This window comes from Arthrobacter paludis (genome assembly GCF_056782315.1).
Genome location: NZ_JBXAEW010000018.1, coordinates 1 through 15,030, shown reverse-complemented (window position 1 = coordinate 15,030; position 15,030 = coordinate 1). Strand labels below are relative to the sequence as shown.

Annotated in this window: 11 protein-coding genes and 4 tRNA genes; 11 read left to right on the top strand and 4 right to left on the bottom strand. The window is 74.0% G+C overall.

What is annotated here, in order from left to right; all coding sequences use genetic code 11:
- Positions 1-52: 52 nt before the first annotated feature.
- On the bottom strand, positions 53-940 hold the full coding sequence (locus tag AC1Q5D_RS14580; RefSeq protein ID WP_481739185.1) for a PD-(D/E)XK nuclease family protein: 888 nt from the start codon (positions 938-940) through the stop codon (positions 53-55).
- A 298-nt stretch (positions 941-1,238) separates the two neighbouring features.
- Between AC1Q5D_RS14580 and AC1Q5D_RS14575 the strand changes: the two genes are divergently transcribed.
- The 6 genes from AC1Q5D_RS14575 (at position 1,239) to AC1Q5D_RS14550 (ending at position 3,934) form a co-directional block, all read left to right on the top strand.
- Positions 1,239-1,312: transfer RNA gene (locus AC1Q5D_RS14575), tRNA-Gly, on the top strand.
- Between the two features lie 51 nt (positions 1,313-1,363).
- Positions 1,364-1,434: transfer RNA gene (locus tag AC1Q5D_RS14570), tRNA-Cys, on the top strand.
- A gap of 30 nt (positions 1,435-1,464) precedes the next feature.
- A tRNA-Val gene (locus tag AC1Q5D_RS14565) sits at positions 1,465-1,539 on the top strand.
- Positions 1,540-1,591: 52 nt separating this feature from the next.
- Positions 1,592-1,668: transfer RNA gene (locus AC1Q5D_RS14560), tRNA-Gly, on the top strand.
- Between the two features lie 82 nt (positions 1,669-1,750).
- The gene (locus tag AC1Q5D_RS14555) at positions 1,751-2,929 is read left to right on the top strand and encodes a benzoate/H(+) symporter BenE family transporter (RefSeq protein ID WP_481739184.1); all 1,179 of its coding nucleotides are present in this window, start codon (positions 1,751-1,753) and stop codon (positions 2,927-2,929) included.
- A gap of 318 nt (positions 2,930-3,247) precedes the next feature.
- Entirely contained in the window at positions 3,248-3,934 is a 687-nt protein-coding gene (locus AC1Q5D_RS14550) for a C40 family peptidase (RefSeq protein WP_481739183.1), read from the top strand.
- Positions 3,935-4,221: 287 nt separating this feature from the next.
- Here AC1Q5D_RS14550 and AC1Q5D_RS14545 read toward each other — a convergent pair whose 3' ends face one another.
- The 3 genes from AC1Q5D_RS14545 to AC1Q5D_RS14535 all read right to left on the bottom strand — a co-directional run bounded on the left by AC1Q5D_RS14545 (position 4,222) and on the right by AC1Q5D_RS14535 (position 7,062).
- Complete coding sequence (locus tag AC1Q5D_RS14545) at positions 4,222-5,313, bottom strand: IS110 family RNA-guided transposase (RefSeq protein ID WP_481739182.1); 1,092 nt, start codon at positions 5,311-5,313, stop codon at positions 4,222-4,224.
- Between the two features lie 235 nt (positions 5,314-5,548).
- The gene (locus tag AC1Q5D_RS14540; RefSeq protein ID WP_481739181.1) at positions 5,549-6,379 is read right to left on the bottom strand and encodes a hypothetical protein; all 831 of its coding nucleotides are present in this window, start codon (positions 6,377-6,379) and stop codon (positions 5,549-5,551) included.
- Positions 6,380-6,528: 149 nt separating this feature from the next.
- On the bottom strand, positions 6,529-7,062 hold the full coding sequence (locus AC1Q5D_RS14535) for a 4'-phosphopantetheinyl transferase family protein (RefSeq protein ID WP_481739180.1): 534 nt from the start codon (positions 7,060-7,062) through the stop codon (positions 6,529-6,531).
- A gap of 52 nt (positions 7,063-7,114) precedes the next feature.
- Between AC1Q5D_RS14535 and AC1Q5D_RS14530 the strand changes: the two genes are divergently transcribed.
- The 5 genes from AC1Q5D_RS14530 to AC1Q5D_RS14510 all read left to right on the top strand — a co-directional run bounded on the left by AC1Q5D_RS14530 (position 7,115) and on the right by AC1Q5D_RS14510 (position 15,004).
- Positions 7,115-9,742 carry an AMP-binding protein gene (locus tag AC1Q5D_RS14530; protein WP_481739179.1) on the top strand — a complete coding sequence of 876 codons (2,628 nt, stop codon included), beginning with the start codon at positions 7,115-7,117 and terminating at the stop codon, positions 9,740-9,742.
- A gap of 14 nt (positions 9,743-9,756) precedes the next feature.
- Positions 9,757-10,794, top strand: coding sequence for an extracellular solute-binding protein (locus tag AC1Q5D_RS14525; RefSeq protein ID WP_481739178.1), 1,038 nt, complete (start codon positions 9,757-9,759; stop codon positions 10,792-10,794).
- A gap of 13 nt (positions 10,795-10,807) precedes the next feature.
- Positions 10,808-12,301, top strand: a complete 1,494-nt coding sequence (locus tag AC1Q5D_RS14520) for an ABC transporter permease (RefSeq protein ID WP_481739177.1) — start codon at positions 10,808-10,810, stop codon at positions 12,299-12,301.
- A complete protein-coding gene (locus tag AC1Q5D_RS14515) occupies positions 12,298-13,389 on the top strand; it encodes an ABC transporter ATP-binding protein (RefSeq protein WP_481739176.1) in 1,092 nt (363 codons plus the stop codon). Before AC1Q5D_RS14520 ends, AC1Q5D_RS14515 begins: the two co-directional genes overlap by 4 nt.
- A 376-nt stretch (positions 13,390-13,765) precedes the next feature.
- Positions 13,766-15,004 carry an IS110 family RNA-guided transposase gene (locus tag AC1Q5D_RS14510; protein ID WP_481736784.1) on the top strand — a complete coding sequence of 413 codons (1,239 nt, stop codon included), beginning with the start codon at positions 13,766-13,768 and terminating at the stop codon, positions 15,002-15,004.
- Positions 15,005-15,030: the final 26 nt, after the last annotated feature.

Sequence of the window (15,030 nt, the reverse complement as noted above, 5' to 3'; positions counted from 1 at the left end):
GCTGTGCGTCTCAAGGTGCGCACCGGGGAGTCGTCCGGGGCGCGGCCCCAGTCTACGGGGAGGAGGTGGCCGCCGCCTGGTCCAGCCCCGCGGCGCCGCGGGCGGGCGGCGGCGGGACGGGACGCAGCGGGACGCCGGCGTCGGCGCTGCGCATGGTCGCGTCCCAGACCTGGCGCAGCGCCCAGAACCGCCGCCAGTACACGGGCAGGACGGCGGGGTTCGCCATCATGGGCACCGCCTCGGTCTCGCCGATGGCCACGGCGAGCAGCATGGGGTCCTCTCCGAACCCCCAGGGTTCCCAGGTCCCGGCCTCGGCGTCGACCACGACCTCCTCGGCCTTGTAGCCGGCGGCGAGCTGCATGACGACCTTCGGGTCCAGCGGCTTGGCGCGCCCGTCCCGCGTGGTGCCCTTCGTCTTGTAGTCGATGACGCACAGCCGCCCGCCGATCCGCGCGACGAGGTCCAGGGTGCCCGCATAGCCGACGGTGTGGTTCCAGATGGTGACCTCGGCGGCGAGCGGCTCGACGCCGTAGGCCTCCCACCACTCGTCGAACCGGGCCGCGAACGCCGACTCGCCGCGCTCCTTGAGCGCATCGAGCGCCTCCCCCATGCGGTGCGGCTTGCCCAGGGCGCGCAGGGCCACCTGTTCGCAGTAGGTGTGCACGCGGTCGCCGCGCGCGGCGGCGGCGTCCCGGTAGGCCTCGGCCGCCGAGGACGCGTCGCGGGCGACGGACCTCAGCTTGGCGGGGCTGGCCAGCGCCTCCGGGAGCCGGCCGTCGCTGACGACGGCGGTCGCGGCCATGTGGCCGACCCAGCCGTCCATGCCCGAACTTGCCTGCCCGATCACGGTCGTGATCGAGGGGACCTCCGGCAGGCCCCCCACGCGCCGGGAGTACATGCGTCCGAAGTCGGTCTGGTGGGCGAGTGCTGGGCTGGTCATGGCGAAGATTCTGGCACGCGGCCCCGACGGTTCGGCCCACCGGACCCCCGCCGCCGTGGTCCCTGTCACACTTAGGGCGCCGGGGACCGCAAACAGACCCCTCCGCCGCGCCCCCGCCGCCCGGCGATGCCCGGCCCTTCCCCGGGATGGCGCGGTTTTCGGCACCCTTGCACCCCCCGCGAACACGCCCACCCACCCCCGATTTGGAACTTTCGGCGAACGTCCGATAGAGTTTTACCTCGTTGGAACGGAGCGGGAACGAAGCCGAGAGGCCGAGTGAACGGTCCGGGACCATCACGCGGACATAGCTCAGTTGGCTAGAGCGCCACCTTGCCAAGGTGGAGGTCGCGGGTTCGAATCCCGTTGTCCGCTCGCAAGCCAGGGCCGGCTCGCCGGTCCAACCGGTACAGGGCAACCTGTTCTGGTGGGGTGGCCGAGAGGCGAGGCAGCGGCCTGCAAAGCCGTATACGCGGGTTCGAATCCCGTCCCCACCTCGCAGTACGGTTGGCTTGCAACCCAGCAATGGGCGATTGGCGCAGCGGTAGCGCGCTTCCCTGACACGGAAGAGGTCACTGGTTCGATCCCAGTATCGCCCACCAAAGGATCCCCGCCTCGGCGGGGTTCTTTCATGTGGCACCCCCGGTGCCGCACGCGGACATAGCTCAGCTGGCTAGAGCGCCACCTTGCCAAGGTGGAGGTCGCGGGTTCGAATCCCGTTGTCCGCTCCACTGGACCCCGGCGCGGCGCGCCGGGGTCTTTTTGCCGTCCCCTGTCTTGGGGCGGCCAGGATGCGTCGGAGGGCGGTGTGCGGTGGGCACTGGTCGGGAGACGACCGCGGGGCGCTGGTCCCAGCCATTGCTGGCGGGGGCGACGACGGCGCTCGTCGGTTTCTCGTCCTCGTTCGCGGTGGTGCTGGCCGGACTGGCCGCCGTGGGCGCGACGCCCGCGCAGGCCTCCTCCGGCCTGTTGGCCCTGACCCTCTCCGTCGGCTTGTGCACGCTCGCGCTGTCGGCCGCGACGCGGCTGCCGGTGACGGTGGCGTGGTCGACCCCGGGCGCCGCGCTGCTGGTCGCCGCGGGCGGCTCCGGACTGTCCTGGAACGAATCCGTCGGCGGGTTCCTGGCCGCGGCCGCGCTCATCGCGGCGACGGGCGCCGTCCCGGCCCTGGGCCGGCTCGTGTCGGCGATCCCGGTGCCGATCGCGCAGGCGATGCTGGCCGGGGTGCTGTTCGAGCTGTGCCTGGCCCCGGTGCTCGCGCTGCCGGAGCACCCCTGGCTGGTCGGCCCCGTCGTCCTGGTGTGGCTCGCGGCCCTGCGCTGGGTTCCGCGCTGGTCCGTCCCGGCCGCGATGGCAACGACGCTGGTTGCCGTCGCCTGGCACGTGGCCGCGACCGGCGCCCGCCTCCCACAGGCCGCTCCCCCGGCGCTGGAGTTCACGGCCCCCGCATTCACGGCCGCATCGTTCACGGCCGTGGCGCTGCCCCTCTTCGTGGTCACGATGGCGTCCCAGAACGTTCCGGGGGTGGCCGTCCTGTCCGGGTTCGGGTACCGGGCCCCCTGGACGGCGGCGATGCTGGCCACGGGCGCGGGCACCGCGGCCGCCGCCCCCTTTGGCGGGCACGCCGTGAACCTGGCCGCGATCTCGGCCGCGTTGGCCGCCGGCGACGAGGCCGGACCGGACCGCTCCCGCCGTTGGATCGCCGCGGCCGCCTCCGGCGTGGGCTACCTGTTGCTCGGGCTCGGGGCGGCGGCCGTCGCGGCGCTGGCGGGGGCCGCACCCGAGGGTGTGCTCGCGGCGGCGGCCGGCCTGGCCCTGCTCGCGACGCTCGGCGGGGCCGCGTCCTCGGCGCTGGCCGACCCCGCATCGCGCCTCGGGGCGCTGGCGACCTTCCTGGTCACGGCCTCGGGCCTCGCGGTGGGTGGGATCGGCGCCGCGTTCTGGGGCCTGGTGGCCGGACTCGTGGTGCGCCTTGCCGTCGAGCGCCGCTAGGGCGGGCCGCCGCCCCGCCAGCTAGCGACAAAGGGCACTACATTGAACCTTCCAGAAAAAATTGCGGTGAGCCGCGCCACGTCGGCGGACTGGAACAAAGCGGCCGGGTGCCGCGGCCGCGCCGCGCGGGGCGCGTCGGAGGACTAATACCAACAGCCGGTGCGGCGTTCACGCTGGCAGGATCCGAGTTGCGCTCAGGTAACGAATCCGTATCGTTGTGTAACGTTCTGGTCACGGAGGGGTAGGCACCCCGTTCCCGTCTCCCCGCTCTCCGGACCCGATGCCGTGCACATCCCACGTCTATCCCGAAGGTTTTCCATGTCTTACCCCACCCGCCGTTCCCGCATCGAGGCCGAGAAGCAGGGCCGCCGCTCCCATCGCCTCCGCTCCGTTGCCCTGGGCGCGGCCGGACTCGCCACGATCGCGGGAGCCGCCGCCGCGGGCGCCGCGCCGGCCTCGGCCCACGATGGCGCCTACTCGGCCCCGAGCGGCTCCAGCTCGCAGGGCTGGACCTGGGAGGGCTCCACCTCGGGCACCGGGACCTCGGCCACCGGCGGCGCCACCTACTCCTCCACCGCCTCCACCGGTCAGGCCGAGCTGGCCTCGTACTCCTCCACCGCCTCCACCGGCTGGGGCGCCGCCGTCGATTGGGCCACCGCCAAGGCCGCCGATCCGGGCGTCTACTACTCGTGGGGCGGCAACGGCCCGAACGCCTACGACTGCTCCGGCTTCACGCAGAATGCCTTCGCCCAGGCCGGCATCGACCTGCCCCGGAACTCCGCGGCCCAGTACTCGGCCGCCAGCCAGTACGTGTCGCTGGACAACCTGCAGGTCGGCGACCTGGTCTTCTGGTCCAACAACGGCAGCGCCTCCGGCATCTACCACGTGGCCATGTACATCGGCGACGGCAAGATCGCCCACGCGCGCAACCCGGAGATGGGCGTGTCGGTCACCAACGTCGACTACAGCCCGTACAACATGCTGGGCACCGCGGCCCGCTACTGATATGTAGTGGTTTCCTGTCAAGTGGCAGGGTGCGGCGCCCGTTCCTGATCTTGGGAACGGGCGCCGCTGCTTCGTCCTGGAGGTGTCCGGTGTGCGTGTCGGTACGCGACGCGCGGTCAGACTGATATGCGCGGGTTGGTTACCGCAGGACGGGTGTTCGGCAGAAGCGGGTCCGCATGTCTAGGGTCGAGCGTGGCCCGTGGTCGACGGGTTGCTCATAGTAGCTTCGCGGATCGCTCCTCGCGCTGCCACCAGCCACCACGGCAGGGCGAAGCGGTCTGTGGGGGTCAGTCGTCCATCACGGCTAGTGACCAGCACCAGCCGGCCAGCTCCCGGGCGATGGCCACGTTGGCCACGGTGCCGCGTTTCTCACGGGACAGGAACCTCACCCACCGCTCGTGCAGTCGCCGATTGCCGGCGTCACCGCGTAGTCGCGCTTCGGCCGGGGCGAGGTCCCACCGGTCACGCATGGTCTTGCCGATGGTGTAGCGGGCGCGGTGGTGCCAGGCGGCCTCGACCAGCAGCCTGCGGGCGTGCGTGTTGCCGGCCTTGGTGATCGGCCCCTGAGCCCTGGACTGGCCCGAGGAGTGCTCGGAGGGAACCAGGCCGACGAAGGAGCCGATGCTGTTGCCGGTGAACCGGTGCCAGTCCCCGATCTCCACCGCCAGGCCGAACCCTGTCAGGGTGGAGACTCCGCGCAGGCATCCCAACCGGTGCACCAGGGGCGTGTACTCGGAGTCGGCGGCCATCTGCCCGATGGCGGCATCGAGGCGGTCGCGGCGGGCCAGGGTAGCCATCACGGTTTCGTAGTCGGAGTCGAAGGCCACCAGAGTCGCCGGCTGCACCATGCGGTGCCTGGCATCACGCAGCAGCCAGGTGTGGTGGGGCCCGGTCCAGGCCTGGCCGCCGGCATAGACGATGCCCTGACGCAGCAGCAGCTTGGACAGCCGGTGCCGGGCTCGCATCAGATCCCCCCGGCAGTCCTCCCGGGCCCGCATGAGATCCCTGGCGGCCTCCTGGTCCACCGAGGGGACGGACACGGAGACGACTTCGTCCAGGCGCAGCAGCCTGGCCAGATGGACCGCGTCCTTGGCATCGGTCTTGACCCGGTCACCGGCCGGACGCTGCAGCTTCGACGGGGCCACGACCTCGCACCGGATCCCCGTGCCGGTCAAGGTCCGGTAGAGCCCGAACCCGGTCGGGCCCGCCTCGTAGGCCACTGCCACCGGACCGGGCAAATCCCCCAGCCAGGACAGGATGTGCTCGTGAGACGGGGTCAGTCTGGCTTGGAAGAGCTCTCCCGTGACGCCGTCGATCGCCGCTGCGGCGACGGATCGTGCGTGCACATCGAGCCCGACACTCGTACGCTCGGTAAACACCGGGGCCTCCCACAAATGTTGGCAAGGCCGGGCACGGGGCGCCGTGTCCGGTAACCCACGAATATCTGTGAGTGAGGCCCCGGCCCGCAACCCCTCGCAAACCGCAAGGGGTCACTACATACCGTCTAGGCCGCACCGGCCTCCCGCAGTGGTCCCCCGCACGGCATTCGCCGGTCGGGGGACCACTGCGTTGCAGGCTCGGGCAAGGGCGCCGCGGCGGCGATCGCCCGGTCCGTCACTGGTCGGCCCCGGGCGCCGCGGGGACCCGGGCCGGGGGCCAGGTGGAGCCGTCCAGAAGCGCCCGCTCCCCCCATGGCCGCTCGAGCCGGATGGTCCGTTCCGCCCGGGGCCCGCCGGGGCAGGTCGCGGCGCCCTCGACCTCCTCGGTGGCCCAGTAGACGACCACTTCGTCGTTGGACTCGACGACCACCGGCTCGCCGGCCAGGTGGGGACCCGGAGGGCGGGCACTGGCGCATTGGCGCTCGAAGACCAACACCTCGAGGGTCTGACCGTCTCCCGCGTCGGCGTCCCGCGGCAGTTCGATCCCGGCCCACGCGCGCCCGGCCGGCAGGGCCGGCTCCGCCCGGCACGAGTCGGCCCAGCCCCCGGCCCTCAGCGCGCCGTCGCGGCGGTCGAGCTCGACGTGCCAGTCGTCCACCGAGAAGTCCGTGGGCCCCGGAGGGGCCAGCAGCAGGCCCGCCGCGTCGGCGCCGGAGTCTCTCCACCAGAGCACCGCCCATTCGACCTCGCCGGCGTCCGCACGCTGCAGCGGGGCCGGCGCGTCGATTCCCGCCCCCTCCTTCAGGTCGGCGAGCGCGGCCACGATCCGGTCTGCTTGCTCCGGTGGGACGTCGAGGCCGCCGTCGCCGACCCTGGCCGCCGGAAACGCGGGGCCGCCGCCACAGGTGACGAGGGTGTCGCCCCCGGGCGTCTGCCAGGGCTGCACGGTGGGGGCGGCGCCGCCGCCGCCCCCGGGCCCCGGGGGCGCGCCGCAGCCAACCAGCGGAACCAGCACGATCGATCCCGCGCCGAGCCACCGGGCCACCCGCCCCGTTCCGCCCCCCATGGTTTCCTCCCCCCGGCGCGCGCACCCCTGCCCGCCCCAGTGCCCCCAGTCTCGCAGGGAAGGCCCCGGACCACACCGATCCACCGCGTTCGACGCGCAACCGTGATCCGGCGGGCCGCCGGGCCGCCCCCGGTGGAGGCCCCGCACATTCAGGGCCAGTACGTTTCGGAGACGTCGCCGTCGCCCGGCGGCAGCGCGACGGCGGCGGCATACCCCTCCATGGGCGCCTCCACGGCCCGCACGGCCAACCGGGTCGCCGGAGCGAGGGACCGGGCCTTGAACAGCGCCTCGCGCCGCACCCACTCGGGCCCCTCGGCGGCGTCCCGGAGGTCGGCGAGCCGCTGCACGTCCACCCCGACGGGGCCGCGCCCGCCCAGCACCACCGCGACGAGCAGCCCGGAATGCGAGACGGACACCCACGTCGGGCGCACGCCGGGGTTCGCGATCCGGGGAGCCCCGTGGGGCGCCCCGCACTCGGCGCAGGACCGGTCGACGACGACGGCGCCCGGCTCCAGGCCGGTGTGGCGGGCTACGGCGACCCGCAGCAAGGCGGCCCCGACGAGCGAGCGCCCCCGATCCGCCGCCCGGTCCAGGTCCTCCAGCCGGGCCCGTTCGGTGCCGTCGAGCAGGTCGAGGAGCCCGTGGCCCGCCGCAGCCAGTGATGACCACCATATTTGCGCCAAAGATTACCTCGTCCTACCGTTGGCTATTTCGCTTAGGCTAACCTTAACGCTCGTGACCCAGCTTCCCGTGGGGCGCCTGACGGCGCCGGCCCCCCGCCCCGCCTCCCTGCTCGACCCGGCGGGAGACCGGGCGCGCGCGGGACGCCCCGCCCTGCTGGCCCCCGACGGACGCGCGATGACCCACGGCGAGCTGCGCGCCGCCGTCGCGGGGCTCGCCGCCCGGCTCCCGGACCCGGCCGCCGGCCGTCGCCTCGTCCACATCGCGCCCCGGCCGGACCTGCAGAGCGTCACCGCCTACCTGGCCATTCTCGAGGCCGGCCACGTGGCCCTCGTGACCTCCGACGAGGCAAAGACCGCGGCGATCCTCGAGCGCTACCGGCCGGACGCCACGGCGACCGGCGACCGCGACCGTCCCTTCGAGCTCGATTCCGCCACCCCGCGGCACCTCCTCCACCCGGACCTCGCGCTCCTGCTGAGCACGTCCGGCAGCACGGGCTCCCCCAAGCTCGTCAGGCTCTCGCACCGCAACGTCACCAGCAACGCCGCTGCCATCGCCAAGGCCCTGCGCCTCACCGAGGACGACCGCGCCATCACCAGCCTGCCCCTGCACTACTGCTTCGGGCTCTCCGTCCTCCACTCGCACCTCGCCGCCGGCGGCTCCGTGGTGCTCCAGGAGGGGTCCGTCCTGGACGGGGCGCTCTGGGACGCCATCGACGGCCTCGGCGTCACCACCCTGGCCGCCGTGCCCCACATGGTGGAGCTCATGGAGTCCACCGGCGTCCTGGAGCGCGGGCACCCGTCGCTGCGGCTGCTCGCGCAGGCCGGCGGGCGCCTGCATCCGGACCGGGTGAAGCGCACGGCGGACCTGGGCCGGGCCCACGGCTGGGGCCTGTCGGTCATGTACGGCCAGACGGAGGCCACCGCGAGGATCTGCGTCCTCGATCCCGAACTCGCGGCCGCCAACCCGGACTCCGTGGGACGCCCCGTCGCCGGGACCTCGCTCCACCTGGACCACGGCGTGCCCGAGGCGGCCGACGGCGCCGGAGAGGTCGTCGTGCGCGGCCCCGGCGTCATGATGGGCTACGCCGAACACCCCGACGACCTGGCCCTCGGGCCCATGCTCACCGAACTGCGCACGGGGGACCTCGGCCGCATCGGCCCCGACGGCCTGCTGCGGATCGTCGGCCGGCGCTCCGGGTTCGTCAAGGTCATGGGCGTGCGGATCGACGTCGCCGCCGTCGAGCAGGCCCTCGAGTCGGCCGGCCACGCCGCGTGCGTGGGCGGCGACGGCGGGCGCCTCCTCGTCGCCGTCGAGCCGCGGCCGGGCCTGCCGGCGGACGCGACGGCCGCCGACGCGCGGCGCATCGCCGGGCGGGCCTCGGGGCTCGGCGGGGCCGCGGTGTCCGTGGCCGTCGCGGACTTGCCCCGGCTCGCCAACGGCAAGGTCGACCGCCCCGGCAGTGCCGCGCTCGTACGCACGCAGGACGCGGCGGACAGCCGCCGCTCCGCCGCCGGGCCCGCCGCCGCGGACGTCGCCAAGGCCGTGTCCGACGTGCTCGGCACCGGATCCGTCGACCTGGGGCGCACGTTCGTCCAGCACGGCGGCGATTCGCTCAGCCACGTCCAGGCCTCGCTCCGGCTCGAGGCCGTCGCGGGACCGTTGCCCCGGGGCTGGCACCACCGCCCCCTGTCCGAGGTCGCCGACCTGGCCGAGTCCCGGCGCGCGGTCCCCGCCGGGTCCGGGGACGGGGCCGCCGGGGCGCGGGGCCGCCGGCGCGTGCCCTGGCGCGGCGTCGAGACGTCCGTGGTGCTGCGCGCGTTCGCCGTCGTGGCGATCTGCGGCTCCCACGCGGACCTGATCGACGTGATGGGCGGCGCGCACCTGCTGCTTGCCGTCGCCGGGTTCAACACGGTCCGGTTCGGTTTCTCGGCGCCCGACGTCGCCGGCCGGTGGCGGGCGGCGGCGCGGATCCTCATCGGCGTCGCCGTCCCGACTATGCTCGTCGCGCTGTTCGGGATGCTCACCACGGGCCGGTACGGGTGGTCCAACATCCTCCTCAGCCACTGGCTGATCGGCGACACCACGGAGGGCTCGACCCGCAACGAGTACTGGTTCATCGACGCCCTCGTCGCCAGCGTCCTGCTCCTCGCCGCCCTGCTCTCCATCCCCGCGCTGGCCCGGGCCTGGCGGCGGAACCCCTGGCGGGTGGCCGCGTGGCTGGCCCTGGCGGCCCTGGTGCCCCGCTTCGCGATCCTGGCCGCGACGGACGACTCGATGGCCCCGTCGATCATGCCGACGACGTTCTGGCTCGTCGCCGTCGGGGCCGCCGCCGCGCACGCGGACACGCGCCTGCGCCGCTGGGCCACGCTGGCCCTGGCCGTGGCGGGCGGCGCCACGTTCTTCCCGGACCAGCCGCTGCGCGACGCCGTCATCGTCGCCGGCCTGGCCGTCCTGATCCTCGTCCCCCGGCTGCGGCTCCCCGCCTGGCTCGTTCCCCTGGTCGGCCTGCTGGCCGCCGCGTCCCTGTACATCTACCTGGTCCAGTTCATGGTGCTCTCCTCGTTCGAGAACGACGTCGTGGAGACGGTCGCCGCGCTGGCGGTCGGCTGCCTCGTCTGGCGCCTCGCCGACCGTCCCATGCGCCGGCTCCAGGCCCTGGTCCCCCTTCCCACCCGATGAAACGAAGGCACCCCATGTCCCATCACCGCCGTCCCCTGGCCGCACTCGCGCTCGCCCTGCCGCTGGCCCTGACCGCCTGCTCGGGCACCGGCACCGCCGGCGAGGAGGCGTACGAGCCGCAGGCCGACACCCTGCAGGTCTACTCCGCCCAGCACATCGAGGTGACCGAGGCCGTGGCCGCCGCGTTCACCGAGGAGACCGGCATCCCGACCCAGGTCCGCGACGGCCAGGACTCCTCGATGGGGCACATGATCGTCGAAGAGGGCGAGGCGTCCCCGGCGGACGTGTTCCTCACCGAGAACTCCCCGGCCATGACGCTCGTCGAGCGGGAGGGGCTCCTGGCTCCCGTCGACGACGCGACCCTGGGGCAGGTCCGCGGGGGGCTGGCCCCGTCGTCGGGCCTCTGGTCCCCGATCGCCGCCCGCTCCACGGTGCTCGTCTACAACACGGACCTGATCAGCGAAGACCAGCTGCCGCAGTCGATGATGGATCTGGCCGATCCGCAGTGGGCCGGGAAGTGGGGCGCCGCCCCGGGCGGCGCCGACTTCCAGGCGATCGCCGCCGGGATGCTCGCGGAACGCGGCGAGGCCGAGACCCGCGCCTGGCTGCAGGCCCTGGCGGACAACGCCGAGATCTACCAGAACAACATCGCCACGATGAAGGCGGTCAACGCCGGCGAGGTCCCGGTCGGCATCATGTACCACTACTACTGGTACCGCGACCAGGCCGGCGACCGGCAGGGCAGCGCGACCACGAAGCTGCACTATTTCGGCGGCGAGGATCCCGGGGCCTTCGTGAGCCTGTCCGCCGGGGGCGTGCTGGCCTCCTCGGACATGCCTCAGGAGGCGCAGGAGTTCCTGGCGTACGCGACCGGGCCGGAGGGCCAGCGGGCCCTGGTCGAGAGCGGTTCGATGGAGTACGCCGTGGGCACCGGCACCGAGTCGGATCCGGCCCTGCCGTCCCTGGAGGAACTCGAGGCCCCCGCCGTCGACGTCTCCTCGCTCAACTCCGACCGGGTCATCGCGCTGATGACGGATGTCGGGATCCTCTAGCCCGCGCGGCGTCGTGGCGGCCGCGGCCCTGGTCGCGGCCCTCACGGTGCTGCCCCTGCTCGTCGCCCTGCCCAGCGCGCTGTCGGAGGGCACGGCCCGCGCGGCCGCGTACCTGTTCCGGCCCCGCATCGGGGACCTGCTGGCCAACACCGGCCTGCTCGTGGCCGTCACCGTGCCCGCAGCCGTCGTGCTCGGGACGGCCGCCGCGTGGCTCGTCGAGCGCACGGCCCTTCCCGGCGCGGCCTGGTGGCGGACGCTCCTGCTCGCGCCGCTGGCCGTCCCCTCGTTCGTCAGCGCGTACGCCTGGGTGACCGTCGCGCCCGGCCTGACCGGCTTCGCCGGCGCGGCCCTGGTGACGACGCTGGCCTACTACCCCTTCGTGTTCCTTCCGGTGGCGGCGCTGCTGCGCGCCCTGGACCCCGGCGACGAGGAGGCGGCCCGCTCGCTCGGCCTGGGCCCGGCCGCCGCCGTCGCCCGCACTGTGCTTCCCCGGCTGCGTCCCGCGCTCAGCGGCGGAGCGCTGCTGGTCGCCCTGCACCTGCTCGCCGAGTTCGGCGTCCTGGAGATGATGCGCTTCCAGACGTTCACGACGGCGATCATGCAGCAGTACGCCGTCGGCTTCAGCGACGCGCACGGCAGCCTGCTCGCCTCCGTGCTGGTGGGCCTGTGCCTGCTGGCCCTGCTGCTGGACCTGGTCGCCCGGGGGCGGCGCCGCGTGGCCCGCATCGGGTCCGGCGCGCCGCGCCGCGCGGTCCCCCACCGGCTGGGCCCGTGGGCGGGGCCGGCCCTGTTGTTCCTGGCGGCCCTCGTCGGCGGCGCGCTCGTCGTCCCGGTCGCCAGTGTCGCCCGCTGGCTCGCCGCCCCCGGCGCGTGGGCGGGCCTGCTCGACGGCGGCCTCGCCGCAACCACGCTGGGCACCGTCGGCCTCGCCGTCCTGGGCGCAGCGGCCGCGACCGCCGCGGCCCTGCCCGGGGCCTGGCTGCTCAGCCGCCACCACTCCGGGCTGACCCTCGCCCTGGAGCGCGTCACGTTCGTCGCCAGCTCGCTGCCCGGCGTGGTCGTCGGCCTCGCCCTCGTGACCCTGGCCGTCGGGTGGGCCCGCCCGCTCTACCAGACGGTCGCACTCACGGTGCTCGCGTACGCGATCCTGTTCGTCCCGCGCGCCATGGTCTCCCTGCGGTCCGGCCTGGCCGCGGCCCCGCCCGAACTGTCCGAAGCCGCGCGGTCGCTCGGCAGTGGCGGGACCGGCACGCTGGTGCGGGTCGTCGTGCCGCTCATGGCGCCGTCCGTACTGACCGGGTTCGTGCTCGTCGCCCTCGCGGTCGGCACGGAGCTGACGGCGACGCTGCTGCTGGCGCCCACGGGCACCGAGACGCTCGCGCTGGCCTTCTGGCGCGAGGCCAGCCAGCTCGACTACGCCGCCGCGGCGCCCTACGCGGCCGTCATGATCGCACTGTCCGTGCCCCTGACCCTGCTGCTGCGGCGGCAGATCCTGGAGGAGAAATGACCGAACTGAGGATCCGCGCCGCCACGGCCGGCTACGGGCGCGACGCGGTGCTCGACTCCGTCGACCTGACCGTTCCGGCCGGCACGACGACGGCGGTGCTCGGCGGCTCCGGCAGCGGCAAGACCACCCTGCTGCGCCTTGTCGCGGGATTCCTCCGGCCCACGGAGGGCGAGGTGTCCGTGGGCGGCCGCCTCGTCGCCGGGCCCGCGGCGTGGGTTCCGCCCGAGCGGCGAGGCGTGGCGTACGTCCGCCAGGAGGGTGCCCTGTTCCCGCACCTGACGGTCGCCGAGAACATCGCCTTCGGGCTGCCGTGGCCGCGCCGCCGCCACCGGGACAGGGTGCTGGAGCTGCTGGACCTGGTCGGCCTGCCCGCCGCCATGGCGGACCGCCGGCCGGACCGGCTCTCGGGGGGCCAGCAGCAGCGCGTGGCCCTGGCCCGCGCCCTCGCCCCGCGCCCGGGGCTGATCCTGCTCGACGAACCGTTCTCCGCCCTGGACAGCGGGCTGCGGGCCGCCACCCGCGAGGCCACGGCACGGGCGCTGCGCGCGGCCGGGGCGACCGCCGTGCTCGTGACGCACGACCAGGGCGAGGCCCTGTCCTTCGCGGACGAGGTCGCGATCCTCACGGCGGGCCGGTTCCGGCAGGTCGGACGGCCGGCGCAGGTGTACCGGGAGCCGGTCGACGAGGAGGTCGCGGGGTTCCTCGGCGAGGCCGTCCTGTTCGGCGGCCTGGCCGCCGGGGGCACCGTCACCTGCCCGCTCGGGACGCTGCCCGTCCAGGACGGGACCGCGGACGGCGACGTCGAGGTCATGGTCCGGCCCGAGCAGATCGCCCTCGTCCCGGCAGGCGCCGGCGAGTTGGACGCCACGGTCCGGGCCGTCTCCTACTTCGGACACGACGCGGTGGTGGAGCTGGACGGCGGCGTGGAGCGGGAGGGGTCCGTGGCCCCGGTCCGGCTGGTGGCGCGCGTCCTCGGGCACGACGCGCCGCGCGAGGGGGAGCTCGTGGGCCTGAGGGTCTCCGGGCCGGTGCGGACGTTCCCGCGGCGGACCCCTTCCCGTCCCCTGGCCCAGGCCGCGCCGCGGTAGGGGTCCCCCGGTCCGCCGGGGCCGGCCGGCCCCGTGCGGGCCGGCCGCGCCCCACGCCCTCCCCGAAAGGCGCCCCGGCCTCGGCGGCCGGGGCTTCCCCAACGGTTTTCGGGAGACGTCCCTAATGGGGGTGTACCGGTCCCTCTGAATTGGTGAGACTTGGTATCCGAGCCGCTGGCGGCTGAGCACTCTGCGTCCCCGGGTCTTTTGAGCCCTAGGTCTAGATCGTGCCGCTGTCGGCCGGTGAGGAAGGCTGGCCAGAGCTCTGGTGGGATGTCGTGCCCTGTGGGAGCACTGATCCATTAGGTCGTGCGGGTTTGCCTTTCTCCCCGAGGAGGCCCGGAGCGGAGGCCCAAGGACAGGGGAGGAATCGGCGATGTTGTTCGTTGGAGACGATTGGGCAGCGAACCACCACGACGTGGCGGTTCTCGATGCCGCGGGACAGGTGGTGGCGCACAAGCGCCTGACGGAAGGCGTGGCCGGGATCGCCGGTTTCCACGCCCTGGTCGCGGAGCACCTGCCCGAGGACGCGGATCCCGCAGAGGTGGTGGTCGGCATCGAGACCGACCGCGGACCCTGGGTGCAGGCCCTGCTGGCCGCCGGCTACCACGTGTACGCGATCAACCCGGCGCAATCGGCGCGGTACCGCCAACGGTACGGGACTGCCGGGGCGAAGTCGGACAAGGGCGACGCCCAGGTCCTGGCCCGGATCGTGGCCGTGGACCGCAGCGAGCACCGCCCCGTGGTCCCGGACAGCGACGTGGCCGAACAGGCCAAGGTGCTCGCCCGGGCCCACCAGTCGCTGGTGTGGGCGCGCACCCGGCAGGCGAACGTGCTGCGCTCGGGATTGCGCGAGTACTACCCTGCCGCCTTGGCCGCGTTCGGACAGGACCTGCACGGCGCGGACGCGTTGGCCGTCCTTGCCGCCGCTCCCGGCCCACAGGCGGGGGCCCGGCTGAGCGTGTCCCGGGTCAAGGCCCTGCTCGTGCGCGGCGGGCGGCAGCGCAACCTGCAGTCCAAGGCCGAGGCCATCGTCCAGGCCCTGCGTTCGGAGCAGCTCACCGCCCGGCCCGGCATCCAGGAGGCCCACGCGGCCGCCACTGCGGCGCTGGTGGCCGTGCTCGGGGCCCTGAACACGCAGATCGAGCAGCTCCAGGGGCAGGTGGAGCGGTGTTTTGGCCGGCACCCGGACGCGGGGATCTACCTCAGCCAACCGGGCCTGGGGCCGGTCCTGGCGGCCCGGGTACTTGCTGAGTTCGGGGACGCCCCCGACCGGTACGCCGATGCCCGCGCCCGGAAGAACTACTCCGGGATGAGCCCGATCACCCGGGCCTCCGGCCAGAAACGGGCCGTGCTGGCCCGCCACGCCCGCAACCGCAGACTCGCCGACGCCCTCTATCTGCAGGCCTTCTCGGCCCTGACACACTCGCCCGGGGCCCGGAAGTACTACGACCGGCAACGGGCCAAGGGATCCACCCACAACCAGGCCCTGCGCGCCCTGTCGAACCGGCTCGTGGGCATCCTCCACGGCTGCCTACGCCACCACACCACCTATGACGAAGCCACAGCCTGGCACACCGCAGAGGACACTCCCACACTCCAAGCAGCCGCTTGACAAGTTACGTCCGTGGGATATCTAGA